The sequence below is a fragment of the Solidesulfovibrio carbinoliphilus subsp. oakridgensis genome (assembly GCF_000177215.2).
GTDB classification, from domain to species: Bacteria; Desulfobacterota; Desulfovibrionia; order Desulfovibrionales; family Desulfovibrionaceae; genus Solidesulfovibrio; species Solidesulfovibrio carbinoliphilus.
In genome coordinates, this window is record NZ_CM001368.1 from 3894419 (window position 1) to 3910527 (window position 16109).

16 protein-coding genes are annotated in these 16109 nt (G+C 68.0%); 3 read left to right on the forward strand and 13 right to left on the reverse strand.

From position 1 onward, the window contains the following. Positions 1-199 precede the first annotated feature (199 nt). The 7 genes from DFW101_RS17080 to DFW101_RS17110 all read right to left on the reverse strand — a co-directional run bounded on the left by DFW101_RS17080 (position 200) and on the right by DFW101_RS17110 (position 6659). Complete coding sequence (locus DFW101_RS17080; protein ID WP_009182766.1) at positions 200-1564, reverse strand: FAD-binding oxidoreductase; 1365 nt, start codon at positions 1562-1564, stop codon at positions 200-202. Positions 1565-1566: 2 nt separating this feature from the next. After that, positions 1567-2259, reverse strand: a complete 693-nt coding sequence (locus DFW101_RS17085; RefSeq protein WP_009182767.1) for an amino acid ABC transporter permease — start codon at positions 2257-2259, stop codon at positions 1567-1569. A 13-nt stretch (positions 2260-2272) separates the two neighbouring features. Beyond that, entirely contained in the window at positions 2273-3049 is a 777-nt protein-coding gene (locus DFW101_RS17090) for an amino acid ABC transporter ATP-binding protein (RefSeq protein ID WP_009182768.1), read from the reverse strand. 1 nt (position 3050) lies between these two features. Beyond that, complete coding sequence (locus tag DFW101_RS17095) at positions 3051-3764, reverse strand: amino acid ABC transporter permease (RefSeq protein ID WP_009182769.1); 714 nt, start codon at positions 3762-3764, stop codon at positions 3051-3053. Positions 3765-3839: 75 nt separating this feature from the next. Further along, entirely contained in the window at positions 3840-4592 is a 753-nt protein-coding gene (locus DFW101_RS17100) for an ABC transporter substrate-binding protein (RefSeq protein WP_009182770.1), read from the reverse strand. A gap of 190 nt (positions 4593-4782) precedes the next feature. Next, positions 4783-5700, reverse strand: a complete 918-nt coding sequence (locus DFW101_RS17105; RefSeq protein WP_009182771.1) for a diguanylate cyclase — start codon at positions 5698-5700, stop codon at positions 4783-4785. Between the two features lie 65 nt (positions 5701-5765). Then, on the reverse strand, positions 5766-6659 hold the full coding sequence (locus tag DFW101_RS17110) for a DMT family transporter (protein WP_009182772.1): 894 nt from the start codon (positions 6657-6659) through the stop codon (positions 5766-5768). 122 nt (positions 6660-6781) lie between these two features. Between DFW101_RS17110 and DFW101_RS17115 the strand changes: the two genes are divergently transcribed. The 3 genes from DFW101_RS17115 (at position 6782) to DFW101_RS17125 (ending at position 9268) form a co-directional block, all read left to right on the forward strand. Continuing rightward, the gene (locus tag DFW101_RS17115) at positions 6782-7897 is read left to right on the forward strand and encodes an FAD-dependent oxidoreductase (protein WP_009182773.1); all 1116 of its coding nucleotides are present in this window, start codon (positions 6782-6784) and stop codon (positions 7895-7897) included. 129 nt (positions 7898-8026) lie between these two features. After that, on the forward strand, positions 8027-8554 hold the full coding sequence (locus tag DFW101_RS17120; RefSeq protein ID WP_009182774.1) for a 4Fe-4S dicluster domain-containing protein: 528 nt from the start codon (positions 8027-8029) through the stop codon (positions 8552-8554). Between the two features lie 102 nt (positions 8555-8656). Further along, a complete protein-coding gene (locus tag DFW101_RS17125) occupies positions 8657-9268 on the forward strand; it encodes a tetratricopeptide repeat protein (protein ID WP_009182775.1) in 612 nt (203 codons plus the stop codon). 229 nt (positions 9269-9497) lie between these two features. Here the strand turns inward: DFW101_RS17125 and corA are convergent, their stop codons facing one another. From corA to mutY, 6 genes are all read right to left on the reverse strand, one after another. Beyond that, complete coding sequence (corA, locus tag DFW101_RS17130; RefSeq protein WP_009182776.1) at positions 9498-10565, reverse strand: magnesium/cobalt transporter CorA; 1068 nt, start codon at positions 10563-10565, stop codon at positions 9498-9500. Between the two features lie 114 nt (positions 10566-10679). Further along, positions 10680-11846 (reverse strand): ABC transporter permease, encoded by a 1167-nt coding sequence (locus DFW101_RS17135; protein ID WP_009182777.1) that lies wholly within the window; start codon positions 11844-11846, stop codon positions 10680-10682. Then, positions 11846-13003, reverse strand: a complete 1158-nt coding sequence (locus DFW101_RS17140) for an ABC transporter permease (RefSeq protein WP_009182778.1) — start codon at positions 13001-13003, stop codon at positions 11846-11848. Before DFW101_RS17140 ends, DFW101_RS17135 begins: the two co-directional genes overlap by 1 nt. Then, the gene (locus DFW101_RS17145; RefSeq protein WP_009182779.1) at positions 12990-13673 is read right to left on the reverse strand and encodes an ABC transporter ATP-binding protein; all 684 of its coding nucleotides are present in this window, start codon (positions 13671-13673) and stop codon (positions 12990-12992) included. Before DFW101_RS17145 ends, DFW101_RS17140 begins: the two co-directional genes overlap by 14 nt. A 3-nt stretch (positions 13674-13676) precedes the next feature. Then, on the reverse strand, positions 13677-14897 hold the full coding sequence (locus DFW101_RS17150) for an efflux RND transporter periplasmic adaptor subunit (protein WP_009182780.1): 1221 nt from the start codon (positions 14895-14897) through the stop codon (positions 13677-13679). Between the two features lie 89 nt (positions 14898-14986). After that, a complete protein-coding gene (mutY, locus tag DFW101_RS17155) occupies positions 14987-16087 on the reverse strand; it encodes an A/G-specific adenine glycosylase (protein WP_009182781.1) in 1101 nt (366 codons plus the stop codon). Between the last annotated feature and the right edge of the window lie 22 nt (positions 16088-16109).

Here is a 16109-nt window from a genome sequence, read left to right on the forward strand (position 1 = left end):
AGAACTTCTTCCTCGCCCCGTCCTCGGGGCGACGGGCCACACCGGCGCGATCCCGCCAACGATCATCGCTCCACCCACTTTCCCCATTTCCGTCCACCCCGTTCGGGGGGCCCGGGGGGATGATCCCCCCCGGCGGGTCCAGGGCGGCGCCCTGGCGGGGTCTGGGGCAGCGCCCCAGCAGAGAAGTCCCGACGCCTGTTTAGGGCAGGACCTTGCCCGGGTTCATGACACCCTTGGGGTCGAACACCGCCTTGATGCCCTGTTGCAGGGCGATGGAGCGGGGCGACAGCTCCATGGCGACAAAGGGCTTTTTGGCGAGGCCGATGCCGTGCTCGCCGGACATGGTGCCGCCAAGGGCCAGGACGATCTCGATCAGGGCCCGGGCCAGGGAGGCGCAGCGGTCCCGGCTGCCTTCGCCGCCCGTGATGTTGACGTGGATGTTGCCGTCCCCGGCGTGGCCGAAGGCAAAGACCCCAAGCCCGAACCGCCGGCCAAGGCCGGGCAGTTCGCTTATCAGGTCCGGGATGCGGGCGATGGGCACCACCACGTCCTCGGACAGGTAGACCGGCGCGCTCTCGTGGATGCGGGTCGAGGTCTGGCGGCGGATGTCCCACAGGGCCTCGCGCCGGGCCGCGTCCGGGGCCGGCAGGAGGGCCAGGGCCCCGGCGTCCTTGCAGAGGGCTTCGATGCGGCCGATGTCCCGGGCGGCCGTGTCCGGGTCGCCGTCGGCTTCCAGCAGCAGCAGCGCGGCCTCGTCCCCGGGCAGCGCGAACGGCAAAAGTTCCTCCACCAGTCCGAGGCAGGCCCGATCCATGAGTTCCACGGCCGAAGGCGTGACGCCGCTGGCCATGATTGCGGCCACGGCCGTGACGGCCGTGCGGGCGTCCGGAAAGAGGGCGGCCGTGGCCCGGACCTCGCGCGGGTGGGGGATGAGCTTGACCGTCAGTTCGGTGATGACGCCGAGCGTCCCTTCCGAACCGACGAAAAGCCCGGCCAGATCGTAGCCGACCACGCCCTTTCGCGTGGCCACCCCGGCCCGGACCGCGTCGCCGTCCGGCAGTACGGCCACAAGCCCGAGCACGTAGTCCCGGGTGACGCCGTATTTGACGCAGGCCGGGCCGCCGGCGTTGGTGGCCGCGTTGCCGCCGAGCGTGCAGGTGGCGAGGCTGGCCGGGTCCGGCGGATAGAAGAGCCCGACCGAGGCGGCGGCGTCGCGCAAGGTCTTGGTCACCACGCCCGGTTCGACCACGGCGATGAGGTTTTCGGTATCCAGGGCCAGGATGCGGTCCATGGTGGATGTGACGACCACCACGCCCCCGTCCCCGGTGGCCAGGCAACCGCCGGACAGGCCCGTGCCGGCCCCGCGCGGGATGACCGGAAAACCGTACCGGTCGGCCAGCCGCAGGAGCTTTACGATCTCGCGCGTGGTTTTCGGGAAAAACACGGCGTCCGGCAGGGCGACCAACCCCGAATCGTCCGTGGCCACGGTGGCCAGCGCCTCCGGGGCCACGAAAAAGCGCGACCCCAGCTCACGCGTCAGGTGCGGCAGGAGGGCGGTGTCCACGGCTATTCCTTTTTGCCTTCGAACCCGGGGATCTCGAGCTTTTTCTCCACCGCCCGCAGGACGAAGGTGGCGACGGTGACAAGGGCCAGGTAGTAGAGCCCGACCACGACGAAGACCTCGGTGTTGCGAAACGAGGACTTGGCCAGGCTGCGGCCCATGCCGGTCAGGTCGTTGACCGTGATGATCGAGGCCAGGGACGAATACTTGATGAGGTAGATGATCTCGTTGCCACAGCCGGGCAGGGCCCGGCGGAAGGCCTGGGGCAGGACCACCGAGGTGACGGTGGTCAGCGGCGTCATGCCGAGGGCCTGGGCGGCCCGCAACTGGCCGCGCTTGATGGAGAGGAGCCCGCCCCGGATGTATTCCGACTGGTAGGCCCCGCTGCAGAGGGCAAAGCCGATGATGGCCGCCCACATGGGGGGCAGCACCAGCCGCACGTCGCCGACGGCTACGTTGGGCAGGGCGAAGTACCAGAAATAGAGCTGCACCACGAGGGGGGTGCCGCGAAAGACGGCCACGTACCAGTCCAGGACCCGGATGAGCGGCCGCGGGCCGTAGACCCGGGCCGTGCCGGCCGTAACCCCGATGGCCATGCCCAGAAGCGAGGCCGGGACGATAAGAAGGATGGTCGTCCACAGCCCGGCATCCAGGGCCGGGATGATCCGGGTGGCGGCGAATTCGAAAAAGCTGTCCATACGCTGGCCGGCCTCAGGAAGGGAGCTCGCACGAGGCGTCGCCGGCCAGTTCGCTGAGCTTGGCGCAAAACGACTGGGTGCGGCTGCCCGAGTCCCGGGCCAGGAGCAGGGCCGGGGAGCCGCGCTCCACGATTCGGCCCTGTTCCATGAAGAGGAACTCGTCGGCCAGGGACGCGGAAAAGCTGATCTGGTGGGTGGCCATGACCATGGTCATGCCCTCGTCGGCCAAATCGCGGATGACGGTCAGGACCTCGCCGATAAGCTCCGGGTCAAGGGCCGAGGTCGGCTCGTCGAGAAGCAGGACCTTGGGGTCCATGGCCAGGGCCCGGGCCACGGACACCCGCTGCTTCTGGCCGCCGGAGAGCTGGGCCGGATAGAGCGAGGGCTTGTCGGCCAGGCCAACCCGGGCGAGTTCCTCCATGGCCCGGGCCGTGGCCGCCCGCCTGTCCATCCTCTTGACCTTCAAAAGGGCCACCCGGACGTTATCCAGGGCCGAGAGGTGGTCGAAGAGGTTGAAGTCCTGGAAGATCATGCCCACCTGCTGGCGAAGGGCCAGAAGCTCGCGCCGACTTTTGCCGTTCACGGCCTGGCCGTCCAGGGAGATGGTCCCGGAGTCCGGCGGGGACAGGAAGTTTATGCAGGACAGGAGCGTGGACTTGCCCGCGCCGGACGGCCCGATCAGGACTTTGAGCCCGCCCTTTTTGACCGAAAAGGAGACATCGTCCAGGATGCGGTGGGGACCGATGGTTTTGACGATGTTTTCCACACGCAGGATGACCGGCTCGTCCATGCTACAACGTTCCCTGGTGCGCGTATCCGGGGATGCGCACCTTGGCTTCGAGGCGTTTGAGGGCCTTGATGCCGGCCCAGGTCAGGAAGAAGAAAAGTGCTCCGGCCAGGATGGACAGGGGCAGCGGCTGGTGGGTGGTGGCCGCCACCGACCGGGTGCGGGCCATGACTTCAAGGACGCCGATGGTGAAGGCCAGGGCGGAGTCCTTGAGCAGGATGGAATACTCGTTGGACCAGGCCGGGATGGACAGGCGCAGGGCCTGGGGCAGGATGATGGCCCGGATGGCCGTGGCGTCGCTCATGCCGAGGGCCCTGGCGGCCCGCAGCTGCCCGGGCGGCAGGCCCCGGATGGCGCCCCGGAAAATCTGCGACTGGTAGGCGGCGCTGGTCAGGCCAAGGACCACCACGGCCGAGAAAAAGCCGGAAGACAGCGGTAGGAAGGACAGGGCCGGGATCTCGCTTAAGTACGCCATGATGCCGAAATAAAAGAGGTAGAGCTGGACCAGGATCGGCACGCCGCGAAAAAGCCAGACATAGCCGGCCACGGCCCGCCGGGCCAGCCGGCCGCCGTAGACGTGGCTTATGGCCAGCGGAATGCCGAGCACGAGCCCCAGGGCCATGGCCCCGAAAATGAGCCCGGCCGTCCACCACAGGCCGCCGAGAATATAAGGCAGGGCCTCCCAGGAGGCCTGCGCGGCTTTGAGGAATCCTTCCATGAAGATTGTCCGGCGGGAGGCCCGCGCCGCCGGGACCGCTTGGGCGGACCGGACGGCGCGGGATTGCGGCGCTGCTTACAGGCCGTACTTGGCCTTGAGTTCGGCCCAGTGGGGGTCGGCCATGAGGAGCTTTAAGCCCTTGTTGACCTTGTCCTGGAATTCCTTGTCTTCCTTGCGCATGGCGTAGCCGTACTTCTCGGGGTCGGCGTCGAAGGTGCCGGCGATCTTGAAGCCGGGGTTCTTCATGAGTTCCTTGGCAATGGTGCTGTCCATGCCGGAACCCGCGATGCGGCCGACCTTCACGTCCTCCATGGACAGGTCCGTGGAGTCGTAGGGCACGGCTTCGAACTTGTATTCGGGCTTGGCGGCCATCTCCTCGAGCAGCTTGGCCGTGACCGTGCCGCGCTGGATGCCGAGCTTTTTGCCCGAGGTCAACAGCTGGGGCAGGGTGGCGGTTTCCTTGGCCGGCACCACCAGGACCTGGGTGACCTCGTAGTAGGGGATGGAGAAGTCGACCTTCTGGGCGCGTTCGGCCGTGGCGCTCATGCCCGAGGCGATGATGTCGATCTTTTTGGCCAGCAGGGCCGGGATGATGCCGTCCCAGTCCATGGGCTGGTGTTTGACCTTAAAACCCATTTTCTTGGCGATCCAGTCCAGGGACTCGACATCGAAGCCCGTGGGCTTGCCGTCCTTGTCCACGAAGCCGAAGGGGGGGAAGCCGAAGTCGATGCCGTTGACGTAGACTTTTTCCTCGGCCGCGGCCAGGCTGCCGCAGCACAGGACAAAGACGGCCAGGGCGGCCAGAAGAAGGCCAAGACGCTTGCGCATGGTACGCTCCCGGGGTTGAGGTGGCGGTGAACAGGTTACGGCCGTATCCGACGACGCCGGATGCTCCGGCGCGGGCTGACATGGCGGCGCTTTGGAACCGTAACCCGATAGCAGAGAAGCGCGATCCGATCAAGGGCGGCCGGGCGGACGGCGCCGGGACGGAAGGGAAAAGGGGCGGGCGCAACGGGGCTTAGCAGACCGTCTCGCCAACGACCCGGTTGCGGCCGGCCAGCTTGGCCTCGTAGAGTTGGCGGTCGGCCTGGCACAGGAGGGCCCGCGGCCCCTGGTCCGGAGAGGGCACGGCGCAGGCCACGCCAAGCGAGATCGTGACCACCCCGGCCGCCCGCGAGCCCGGGTGCGGGAGCCCCAGCGCCGCAACGGCCCCGCGCATGGCCTCGGCCAGATGCAGGGCCCCGCCAAGGCCCGTTTCCTCGAGCACGATGGCGAATTCCTCGCCGCCGAACCGGGCGGCCAGGTCGCCCGGGCGCTTGAGCACGCAGGCGAGGGTCCGGGCCACGGCCCGCAGGCAGTCGTCCCCGGCCAGATGGCCGTAGGTGTCGTTGTAGGCCTTGAAGTCGTCGATGTCGGCCATGACCAGGGAGAGCGGGGTGTCGTTGCGAAGCGCCTGCCGCCAAGCCCGGTCCAGGCAGTCGTCGAAGCGGCGGCGGTTGGGGATGCCGGTCAGGCCGTCGCGCAGGGACAGGGTTTCGAGCAGGTCGCCCCGGCGCTTGAGTTCCACGTGGGTCCGCACCCGGGCCTGGACAATGGGCACGGTGACGGGCTTTATGATGTAGTCCACCGCGCCGATGGCCAGGCCCTGGGTCTCGTCGGCCACGTCGTTTTTGGCGGTGAGAAAGATCACCGGGATGTTGCGGGTGGCGAAGTCGGCCTTGAGGCGCCGGCAGACCTCGTAGCCGTCCATGTCGGGCATGAGGATGTCAAGGAGGATCAGGTCCGGCGGGGTCTCGTCCACGAGGCGCAGGGCCTCGGCGCCGCTGGTGGCGACGCGCACGTCGAATTCGCTGCGCAGCGATTCCGTCAGGATGGCCAAGTGGGAGGGCGAGTCGTCGACGACGAGCACCCTGGCCGGGCAGGTGGGCATTTCCATGAACAGGTCTCCGGAAGGGGACGATCCGTTTCCTCTAGCTGCAAGCCTGTCCGGGCGCAAGACCGTTATCGGCTTTCCAAAGTCCGGGGCCGCCGGTTGGTCAGCCACACCCCGCCAAGGACCATCCCGCCCCCGAGGGCCAGGGACGGGGCCAGGGGTTCGCCAAGAAGCAGCCAGCCCAGAAAGACGGCCGTCACGGGCACGAGGTTGATGAATACCCCGGCCTTGGTCGGGCCGATGGCCTTGACCCCTTCGTAATACCAGGAAAAGCCGAACCCCGTGGCCAGGATGCCGAAAAAGAGCAGGCAACCCCAGGCCGCCGGCCCGGCCGCGGCCACGTCGTGCGCCAGGCCGAGGGCCAGAGCCGGCGGCAGGAGCATCCCGGCCCCGAGAATGCACGACCAGGTCACGGCGCCGTAGGGCGCCACGCGTTCCATGGCCTTTTTGCCGGCCAGGGTATAGGCGGCCCAGGTGGCCACGCAGCCGAAGATGCACAGATCCCCGCCCGAAAGCCCCTGGCGCACGAGGCCGGCCGGATCGCCCCCGGCCACGATGAGCCCGACCCCGCAAAACGACAGGACGATGCCGCCGAGCTTGGCCGGAGAGAAGGATTCCTTGAAAAAAAGCCCGGAGAAAAGGGCCACCACCGCCGGGATCGAGGCCACGATCAAGGCCGCCCGGCCAGCCGGGACCGTGCGCAGGCCGGCGAAAAAAAGCGCGTTGTAGGCGAAGATCCCGGTCGCGGCCAAAAGGAGCAGCCAGGGAACGTTGTGGCGGGTGAGTCGGGGCACCTGCCCCTCCAGGCGCCGGGTCAAAAAGACCAGAAAGGCCGAGGCCAGGGCGAAGCGGAGAAAGGCCGCCGAAAAGGGGCCCATGTACCGGCCGAGAATCCGGCCGGCCACCCAGGTGCCGCCCCACAAGACGGCCGAGCCGACCAGTTTGAGGTAGATCTGCGTCATTTTTTCCGTCCTTTGCGTCGCGGGGGCACGGTGTTGGCACAATCGCGGCCGGTTGTCATCCGCACCGGCGTTGAGATGGCCGGGGCTTTGGCGTAGGCTGCCCCAAAGCCCGGAGGGCCTCCATGGAAGCCATGAATTTCAATTTCGCCTGCGACCAGCCGCCCCCGCCGAGCGGCGCCTCCATCGGCATCATCGGGGCCGGTCCGTCGGGCCTGGCCGCGGCCGGCTACCTCTCGTGCCTGGGGCACGCCGTGGAAGTCTACGACAAGATGCCAAAGCCCGGCGGGCTCATGCTGTTCGGCATCCCGGGCCACCGCATCCCCCGGGAGCGGATCGAGGCCGGCACCCGCCGCATGGCCCGCCGCTACGGCGTGATCTTCCACACCTGCACCAAGATCTGCTGCAGCGCGCCGCTGTTCGAGGAAGAGGGCGACCATTTCGCCACCGACGTCAAGAGTCTCGGCGACATGGTCAAAAAGCACGACGCCATCATGATCGCCACCGGGTCCTGGCGTTCCAGGCGGCTTGGCGTCCCGGGCGAGGACCTGGCCGGCGTGCTCTCGGGCCTGGAATTTCTTTTCCCCATCCGGGCGGCCCATTACTGCGCCCCGGGCGTCAAGGCCCCGGACGTGGCCGGCAAGCGGGTGGTGGTCATCGGGGCCGGGCACTCGGCCGTGGACGTGGCCCACGGCGCCGTGGCCCTTGGCGCGGCCTCGGTCGACCTCCTTTACCGCCGCAGCCGGCGCGAGGCCCCGTGTGGGGCACTGGAAATCGAACGCCTGGAGGCGGCGGGCGTCAGGTGGCGCGAGCGGGCCGTGCCGGTGCGGGTGCTCGGGGAGGGGACTGTGGCGGGCCTGGAGTTCCGGCACCGGCGGGCGGACGGCGAAACCCTCGAAACCTTGCCCGCCGACCTCGTGGTCGCGGCCATCGGCGAAGTGGCCACCCCGCCTTTCGCCAAGGAGCTCGGCCTCGAATCCGTGCGCAAGGGCGAGGTCCGGTGGCTCAACATGACGGCCATCGAAAACGTGTTCGTGGCCGGCGACGCCCTGACCGGGCCGAGCAAGATCGGCAAGGCCGTCTATTCCGGGTTGCGGGCGGCCCGGTCGCTCGGCAACTGGCTCGAACTCAAGGCCCAGAACCGCCAGACGGAATTTGCCGGCGACGAACTCATCAGCCGCGAGGCCGACCGGTTCCCGGGCGGCGGGTTCAAGGACGCGCCCCGGTCGCCCGGCGGCTGATGGGCGGGTTTGAGGCCTTCGGCGACCAAAGGGCTCCGCCCTTTGGAAACCCGATGGGTGGTGGGCCGTGCCAACCGGCGCGGCGGGGACATGGTTCGGGAGACGGGCGGCCGCAGGGCGGAGGCGGACATGGAAGACAAGACGCTTTATATCGATTATTCGAAGTGCATCGGCTGCGAGACCTGCGAATACGTGTGCCGGTTCGTGGCCGACATGCCGCGCATCCACATGATCCGGGCGGCCTCCGGGCTCATGGCCCCGCTCTACTGCCGCCACTGCGCCGAGGCCAACTGCGCTAAGGTCTGCAAGCGCGGGGCCATCAAGCGGGACCGGGACGGGGCCATGGTGCTCCAACCCATGCTTTGCCGGGGCTGCGAGTCCCGTCAGTGCATGCTGGCCTGCCCGTACATGGCCATCTTCGAGACCGACAAGGGGGTGATGGTGGTCAAGTGCGACCTGTGCGCCGCCCGCCGCCAGCTCGGCCAGGAGCCGGCCTGCGCGGCCATGTGTCCGTGCGGGGCCATCCACTACGTCTCCCGCGACCGGATCGCCTCCCTTGAAACCCCGGCCTCCCGCGAAGCCGAGGACCGGGTCCTGGCCTGCCTGCGCCCGGGCCGGGCCTCGGGCAAGGGGACCGACGAGCCTCAAAAGGCTTGACCGTACCGGAAAACCGCGTCACCCAGGCCGTGCGGCGGAAAACGACACGAAACCGGCCGGCGGCGCGCCCCCGCGCCCTGTCCCGGCCTCCGGGAGGACGCTTTGAACACTGCTCACGCCAACGACGAGGCCGCGGCCAAGGCCGAGGCCCTGCACCAATCCGCTTTGGAAGCCCTGGAACGCAAGGAGTTCGAGGCCGCCCGGCAAGGCTTCACCCAGGCCCTGGCCGCCTTCGCCGCCCTGGACGACGCCGTGGGCCAGGCCATGACCCAGCACAACCTGGGCCTGGCCAGCCAGGAATCGGGCGACCTGCCCGGGGCCCGGGAGTGGCTGGAAAAGTCCCTGGCCATCAGCGAAAAGGAAGGCCTGGAGGGCGGCATCACCGTCACCTGCCACCAGCTCGGCGTGGTGGCCCAGCTGGCCGGCGACTACGCCACGGCCGTCACCTGGTACGAGCGGGCCCTGGACCTCGAGACCAAGCACGACAACACGCCGGGCGAGGCCAAGACCTGCCACCAGATGGGCCTTTGCGCCAATCTGCAAGGCGACCTCGAAGCCGCCAAGGTCTGGTACGCCCGGGCCATCGCCCTTTTCGAGGAGCTCGGCGATACGGCCAACGCCGGCAAGACGAAAAAACTCCTCGACTACCTGACCGACTTCGAGCGCCAAGGCAGCCACCAAGGCCACGACGGGCCGTGCGGCCGGGCCCAGTAGGGGCGGAGGAGAAGAGACGAGGAAAAGGCCTCCGGCGGCCGGGGGGATCATCCCCCCCGGACCCCCTGAACGGCGGAGCAGGTATTTTCCTTTGGCGCAGCCTGCGTCATGGCGCGGGAGTGTGGCGAAGAGAGCCCGGGAGCGGTTGCTTCCGGGCTTTTGGGTTATACGGGCGAGGGGACCGGGGAATCATTCCCCCGGCGGGGCAGGGGCGGAGCCGGCCTGCCGCTCAAAGCCACTTTTTCTTGCGGAACCAGGCCAGCATGCCGAGGCTCAGGGCCAGCATGAAGCCGAGGACCAGAAAATAGCCCCACCGCCATTTGAGTTCCGGCATGTTCTCGAAGTTCATGCCGTAGAGGCTGGTGATGAACGTCAGCGGAATGAAGATCGTGCCGACGACCGTCAGCACCTTCATGACCATGTTCATGCGCATGGCGGCCACGGACGAATAGACGTCGATCATGCTGGTGGCGATCTGGTTGAGCGTATCCACCGTTTCGACCACGGTCTTCACGTGGTCCACGATTTCCCGCAGGTAGGATTTGGCGTAGTCGCTGACCTTTTTCGAGTGCTTCTTGTGGGACAGCGACTGCAGGACCTCGCGCAGGGGCCAGATGTATTTGCGCAGGTAGGCGGTTTCGCGCTTGAGGTCGTAGAACATGGACAGGGTTTCCTCGGTCTGGATCTCGAAGAGTTCCTCCTCCATCTCCTCCGCCTTGTCTCCGAGCTTGCCGAGCGTCAGCATGTACCGGTCCACGATCACGTCGAGCAGGGCCAGCATCAGGTAGTGCGGGTCGGACTTGCCGAGGTGCCGGCCCTTTCGGAGGCGGTCCAGGTAGGTGTCCCAGACATTGGCGGCATTTTCCTGGAACGTGAACACCGAACTCCCGTCCATGGCGATGCTGACCTGCTCGGCGGTCAGGGAGTCCCGGGACGTGCCCATGTCGAGGATTTTGAGGACCATGAACATGGCGTCCCCGAATTCCTCGTATTTCGGGCGCTGGGTGGTGTCGGCCACGTCCTCCATGAGCATGGACGGCATGTCGATGGTCTCGCCCACGGCCTTGATCACGGCGATGTCGTGGACGCCGACCACCCGGACCCAGGTGACGCTGTGCTCCGTCGGCGGCGGGATGACCGGCGAGGCGCCGTTTTCGAAGCGCGTTTCGGAAAAACCGCCATCCCCGTACCGGATGACGCTGACGTAGGGGGAAAAGGACTTGGCCGGGCCGACATAGGAGACGGTGCCGAACTCCTGGTTGGCCTTGACCTGCTGTGGCCGGGTGTGCCTGAGCATAAGCCGCCTCGCGCGAAGGATTGGACGCGGCCAGAAGGCGTGCGCCGTTCGTGAGCGTATCCGGGCCATGCGGCGGCGGCCACCTGGAAACGGTGACGTTTCGGTGGCGGCGGATCAGGCTTCGCGGAGCGCGGCCACGATGTTCATGCGGGCCGCCCGCACGGCCGGCAAAAAGCCGCCAATGACGCCCATGACCAGGGAAAACCCGAGGGACAGGCCGACGATCCAGGCGGTCAGCGAAAACTTGAAGGACAACTCCGAGAAAGTCTGGAAGTTGGTGGTCGAGAAGCTGACGAAGGACAGCCCGGCCGCTAGGCCCACTCCGGCCAGGCCGCCGAGAAGGCCGAGGAACATGGATTCGAGGAGAAAGGCGAGAAGGATGCTGCCCCTGGTGAACCCGATGGCCCGCAGCGTCCCGATCTCCGGCACCCGGGTGGCCACGGCCGAATACATGGTGATCATGGCCCCGATCATGGCCCCGAGGGAAAAGATGGCCGTCAGGGCCACGCCGAGGACGGTCAGGAACTTGCGCATCATGTCCGACTGCTTTTCGTAATACCGCGTCTCCCGCCAGGCCTCGGCCTGGAGCCTCGGGTCGGCCTCGATGGCCGCCTTGTAGGCCTCGAAAAGCCCGGGTTCGCGAAGGCCGGCCAGGACGATGGAATAGGCGTTTCTCCCGAAGGCCGGCATGAGCTGGTCCGCGTCGCCCCAGATTTCCGAGGAAAAGCCCGTGGACCCGGCATCGAAGATGCCGACGATGGGCCAGTCCCGTTTCCCGAACCGCAGGCTCTGGCCGAGCCCGGCTCCCTCGAAGCCCTTGGCCACCACGTTTCCGACCATGATTTCCGGCGTGCCGAACCGGGGCAGCCGGCCCGAGACCACCCGCACCTGGGGCCGCAGGGCCAGCGACGCCGCGTCCATGCCCCGGACCACCACGTTCGACGTCTTGCCCGTGGATTTTTTCGTCAGCCCCATGAGGACCACCGCCTCCCGGGCGGCCAGGACCCGGCCGTCGCCGCCGACCGCGATCTCGGGCCGGGTGGTCATGGCCGCGGCCGCCGACCGCTCGATGCCGCTTTGCACCTCGGTCTCGGAACCCTTGCGAAGAACGATGGCGTTGCCGGGCGACCCCGTGGCCACCAGCGTCTGGCGAAGGCCCTCGGCCAGCATCAAGGTCGCCGTGAAGACGAAGACCACAAGCGCCATGCCGCCGGCGGTAAGCACCGTGGTCAGCCGCCGGGTGCGCAGGTTGCGCCAGGAATAGGCGAGCGGCACGGGCATCAGCCGATCCTCCGGAAGGCCTCGGCGATGCGGACCGACCCGACCCGCAAGGCCGGCACCGCGGCCGCGCACAGGCCGACCAGGGTGCCGAAGACGAAGCCGAGGACGACGGTGTGGCGGGAGACGAAAAAAATGGGGAAATACTGGGCCAGATTGGTGGCAAAGGCGTGGGCCAGGGGCGGCAGCAGGGCCATGGCCAGGACGGCGCCGGAAAGCGACAGGATCATGGACTCGCCAAGGAGCATGAGTCCGATGGTCGGGCTGCGAAAGCCCAGGGTTTTCAGGACCGCGAACTCGCCCGTGCGCTCCCGGGCCGACATGGCCATGGTGTTGGCGGCCACGGCCAGGATGATGAGGATGACCACGTAGGACACGGCCGTTATGGCCACCAGGATGGCCTCGCTCATGGACACGAAGCCGAGCTGGAAGGCCCGCTCGGTCTCGGTCAGGGTCTCGGCCTGGGAATTGACGAAGAGCGCGTCGATGTTTTGGGATATTTCCGCGGCCCGGGTCGCGTCCTCGATGCCGATCATGAAAAATCCGGTCTGGCCGGCCCGGCTGGGGGCGCGTTTTTTCATGGTCTCATCCAGGTAGGCCCAGTGGAAGTAGAGAACCGTCTCGTCGGTGTCCGGCCGGGCCCCCCGGTAGATGGCCCGGATGGTCAGCGGCCAGTCCCCGGGAAAGATCGTGCCGCGAAGGGTGATGGTGTCGCCCACGCGCCAGTGGAACCGGGCGGCCAGCTTGCGGCCGATGACCGCGGCCTTGCGGTCGCTGACGAACGCCTTTTCCTCGGCCGGGCTGACGATCAGTTCCGGATAGAGTTTGAAGAAGTCGTCGGCCTCCACCGCCAGATTGGCGAAAAAGTTCTTTTCGTCCAGATAGATGCCGCCGAACCAGTTGCCGGCGGCCACGATGTTGACCCCGGACACCTGCCGGATGCGGCCCTTGTAGGCGTAGGGCAGGGGCTGGGTGAGGGCAATGGCGTTTCGGGTGACGAGCCGGTTGGCCGAGGAGGCCGACACCCCGGCGTGCCAGGCGTCGAGCACGGTGCGCAGGAGCCCGAAGGCCAAAAGCGCGATGGTGACGCCAAGGATGGTCAGGACCGACCGCAGCCTGTGGCGGAAGGCGTTTCGCAGGACCAGCCTAAGGAGCAACACGGAGTTCGCCCTTGTCGAGCTCGCGCACCAGATGGGCGGCTTCGGCGGCCCGGTGGTCGTGGGTGACCATGACGATGGTTTTTTTGAGCTCGCCATTGAGCCGGCCAAGGAGCGCCAGGATCTCCCCGGCCGACTGCCGGTCGAGGTCGCCTGTCGGCTCGTCGGCCACGATGATATCCGGGTCCGTGACGATGGCCCGGGCAATGGCCACCCGCTGCTGCTGGCCGCCGGAGAGCTGGGAGGGTTTGTGGTCGGTGCGGTCGGCCAGGCCCACGGCGGCAAGGGCCGCCAGGGCGTGCTCCTGGCGCTCCCGGGAGGAAAGGGAGGTCAGAAGCAGCGGCAGCTCCACGTTTTCCAGGGCCGAGAGGACCGGGATCAGGTTGTAGAACTGGAAAATAAAGCCCACGTGGCGGCTTCTCCAGGCGGCCAGCTCGCCTTCGGTCAGGGTGGCGATGTCCGTGCCGCCGATGACGATGCTGCCGCCGTCCACCGAATCGATGCCCGCGATGCAGTTTAAAAGCGTCGATTTGCCGGACCCGGACGGGCCGATCAAAGCCAGGAACTCGCCGGCGGCGATGTCGAAGGTGATGTCCGAGAGCACCGGGATGATCTGGTCGCCCCGCTGGTAGGACTTCGACAGGTGGGAAATTTCGATGAGCGGGCGCGGCATCGGCTAGCCCTCGGCCAGGGTGACGGCGTCCCCGGACCGCAGTTTTTCCGGCGGCGACAGCACCACCCGCCAGCCGGTCTCGACCCCGGACGTGACGGCCCGCATGTCGCCCAGGGTTTCGCCGAGGGTCACGGGAGTGAGCACGGCCTTGCCGTCCTTGATGACGAAGACGGCGGTCCGGCCGTCCCGGTCGACCACGGCCGCTCCGGGCACGGCCACGCGCGGGGTCCGCTCGTCGTCCCCCAGCGGGCGCGAGAGAAAGGCCACCTTGGCGCTCATTTCCGGGAGCACGCGCGGATCGAGGCTGTCGAACCGGACCTTGACCAGGACCGTGGCCTTGGTCCGGTCGGCGGTCGGCACGATCATGTGGACCGTGCCCGGAAACCGCTCGCTCGGGATGGCGTCGAGGAGGATTTCGCAGGGTTCCCCGGCCGCAACCAGATGGAGGCTCGCTTCGGACACGTCGACCTCGGCCGCGAGCGACGCCATGTCCGCGATGGTGACCACGGCCGCCTTGGAGGTGGACGAGGCGCCAAGGGGGGAGATGATGTCGCCGACGTCGGCGTTTTTGGTCAGGACGACCGCGTCGAAGGGGGCTTCGAGGTCGGTGTAGCTGCGCTGGGCCTCGGCCTGCCTGAGGGCCGAGGCCCGGGCGGACAGGTTGGCCCGGGCCTCGGCCAGGGCGGCCTCGGCCTTGTCCTGGCGGGCTTTGGCCGCGTCGTGCTCGGACCGGGCCACGTAGTCGCCGGCCACGAGTTTTTTCATGCGGGCGTAATGGAGGCGCGCGTCCACCAGCTCCGCCTCGGCCGAGGCGATCTGATACCGGGCCGCCTCCAGGTCGTGGCGGGCCTGCTGTTGGGCCGCTTCCACGTCCGCGCTTTCGAGCCGGGCCAGGATGTCCCCCTTTTTCACCCGGCTGCCTTCCTCGACCCCGAGCCAGACCAGCTGGGCCGTGGCCTTGGTGGCCAAGGACGCCTTGCGCTGGGCCACGATGTAGCCGCTGGCCGTGAGCTGGGTGACGGTGCGGGACGGATAGGCCAGGGACACGGTTGCCGCCTCGACCACGAAGGAGCGCGGCGACAGGGCGTAGGCCAGGACCCCGGCCGCGGCCAGGAGGGCCAGGACGTAGGGCCAGCGTTTGCGCCGCCGGCGGCGCGGCCCGGCCGCGCCGGGCGCGGCCTTGTCGTCCCCGGCGATGCGCAGGGCATCCAATGTATCGCTCATGCGGCTCCCGTGTGGTGGTGTCGTGGGGTCATGGAGAGGTCCGAGGCGGGTGTCCGGACGCAACAGTCGCCGTCGCTCCGGGCATTTCCCTACAGGATCCAGAGGCTGTTTGCCAACTGGTCGATGAGTTTGCGGTGGCCGGCCGGAAAGGCGAACCCGGAAAGTTCTCCGGGCAGGACCCAACGGCTCTCCTGGGCGGCGGTCAGGACCGGCGCCGGCAGCGGTGCGGCCTCGGCATGGCCGGGCAGGCGCAGCAGGAAGCAGTGGAGCGTCACCCGGAAGGTGGTGTAGCCGTGGCGGATGACGGCCAGCTTGGCCGCCACTTCCGTGGCAAAGGCCGTCTCCTCGGCGAATTCGCGCACAATGGCCGCGTCCGGCATCTCGCCGTCCTCGATGCGGCCGCCGGGAAACTCCCACAGGTTGCCCCAGGCCCCGGCCGGCAGGCGCTTTTGGATGAAGATCCGGCCGGCCTGGAAAAGCACGCCCGTGGCCACCAGAAGCGGGGTGATGTCCCTGGTTTTCGTGAGGACCGGCCGGTCGGCCACGATGCCGAGGTGGCGGGCCTGGCAGACGTCGGCCACGGGGCAGGCTTGGCAGTCCGGGTTTTTCGGCCGGCAGACGAGGGCCCCCAGTTCCATCAGGGCCTGGTTGTAGTCCCTGGCCCGGCCGGGGGGCAGAAGCGAACGGGCCACAGCCAGCACCCGGGCCTTGCCGGCCGGTTCCTTGACCGGGGCGTCGATGTCGCAGACCCGGGCCAGGACCCGCAGCACGTTGGCGTCCACGGCCACGGTGTCGGCGCCGAAGGCGATGCTGGCCACGGCCCCGGCCGTGTAGTCGCCGATGCCGGGCAGAGCCCGGATGGCGTCGAAATCGGCTGGAAACCGGCCGCCGTGCTCGGCCTGGACGATCCTGGCCGCGGCGAGCAGGTTTCTGGCCCGGCTGTAGTAGCCAAGGCCCTCCCAGGCCTTGAGCACCGCGTCCTCGGGAGCGGCGGCCAGGGCGCCGATGTCCGGGAAGCGGGCCATGAACCGGTTGAAATAGTCCACCACCCGGTCCATCTGGGTTTGCTGGGCCATGATCTCCGACACCCAGACCGCGTAGGGATCGTAGTCCCGCCGCCAGGGCAGGGCCCGGGCATGGGAGGAAAACCAGTGGAGGAGGAGCGGAGCGAAATCGGCAACGTCGCGCATCGGGGCCTCATGGGAAAAAGAC

Excerpts from the sequence above, each read along its gene's own strand:
- DFW101_RS17115 (WP_009182773.1), top strand. The coding sequence starts at position 6,782 with ATGGAAGCCATGAATTTCAATTTCGCCTGCGACCAGCCGCCCCCGCCG.
- DFW101_RS17085 (WP_009182767.1), bottom strand. The coding sequence starts at position 2,259 with ATGGACAGCTTTTTCGAATTCGCCGCCACCCGGATCATCCCGGCCCTG.
- corA (WP_009182776.1), bottom strand. The coding sequence starts at position 10,565 with ATGCTCAGGCACACCCGGCCACAGCAGGTCAAGGCCAACCAGGAGTTC.
- mutY (WP_009182781.1), bottom strand. The coding sequence starts at position 16,087 with ATGCGCGACGTTGCCGATTTCGCTCCGCTCCTCCTCCACTGGTTTTCC.
- DFW101_RS17135 (WP_009182777.1), bottom strand. The coding sequence starts at position 11,846 with ATGCCCGTGCCGCTCGCCTATTCCTGGCGCAACCTGCGCACCCGGCGG.
- DFW101_RS17100 (WP_009182770.1), bottom strand. The coding sequence starts at position 4,592 with ATGCGCAAGCGTCTTGGCCTTCTTCTGGCCGCCCTGGCCGTCTTTGTC.
- DFW101_RS17145 (WP_009182779.1), bottom strand. The coding sequence starts at position 13,673 with ATGCCGCGCCCGCTCATCGAAATTTCCCACCTGTCGAAGTCCTACCAG.
- DFW101_RS17110 (WP_009182772.1), bottom strand. The coding sequence starts at position 6,659 with ATGACGCAGATCTACCTCAAACTGGTCGGCTCGGCCGTCTTGTGGGGC.
- DFW101_RS17095 (WP_009182769.1), bottom strand. The coding sequence starts at position 3,764 with ATGGAAGGATTCCTCAAAGCCGCGCAGGCCTCCTGGGAGGCCCTGCCT.
- DFW101_RS17150 (WP_009182780.1), bottom strand. The coding sequence starts at position 14,897 with ATGAGCGATACATTGGATGCCCTGCGCATCGCCGGGGACGACAAGGCC.
- DFW101_RS17120 (WP_009182774.1), top strand. The coding sequence starts at position 8,027 with ATGGAAGACAAGACGCTTTATATCGATTATTCGAAGTGCATCGGCTGC.
- DFW101_RS17105 (WP_009182771.1), bottom strand. The coding sequence starts at position 5,700 with ATGGAAATGCCCACCTGCCCGGCCAGGGTGCTCGTCGTCGACGACTCG.
- DFW101_RS17090 (WP_009182768.1), bottom strand. The coding sequence starts at position 3,049 with ATGGACGAGCCGGTCATCCTGCGTGTGGAAAACATCGTCAAAACCATC.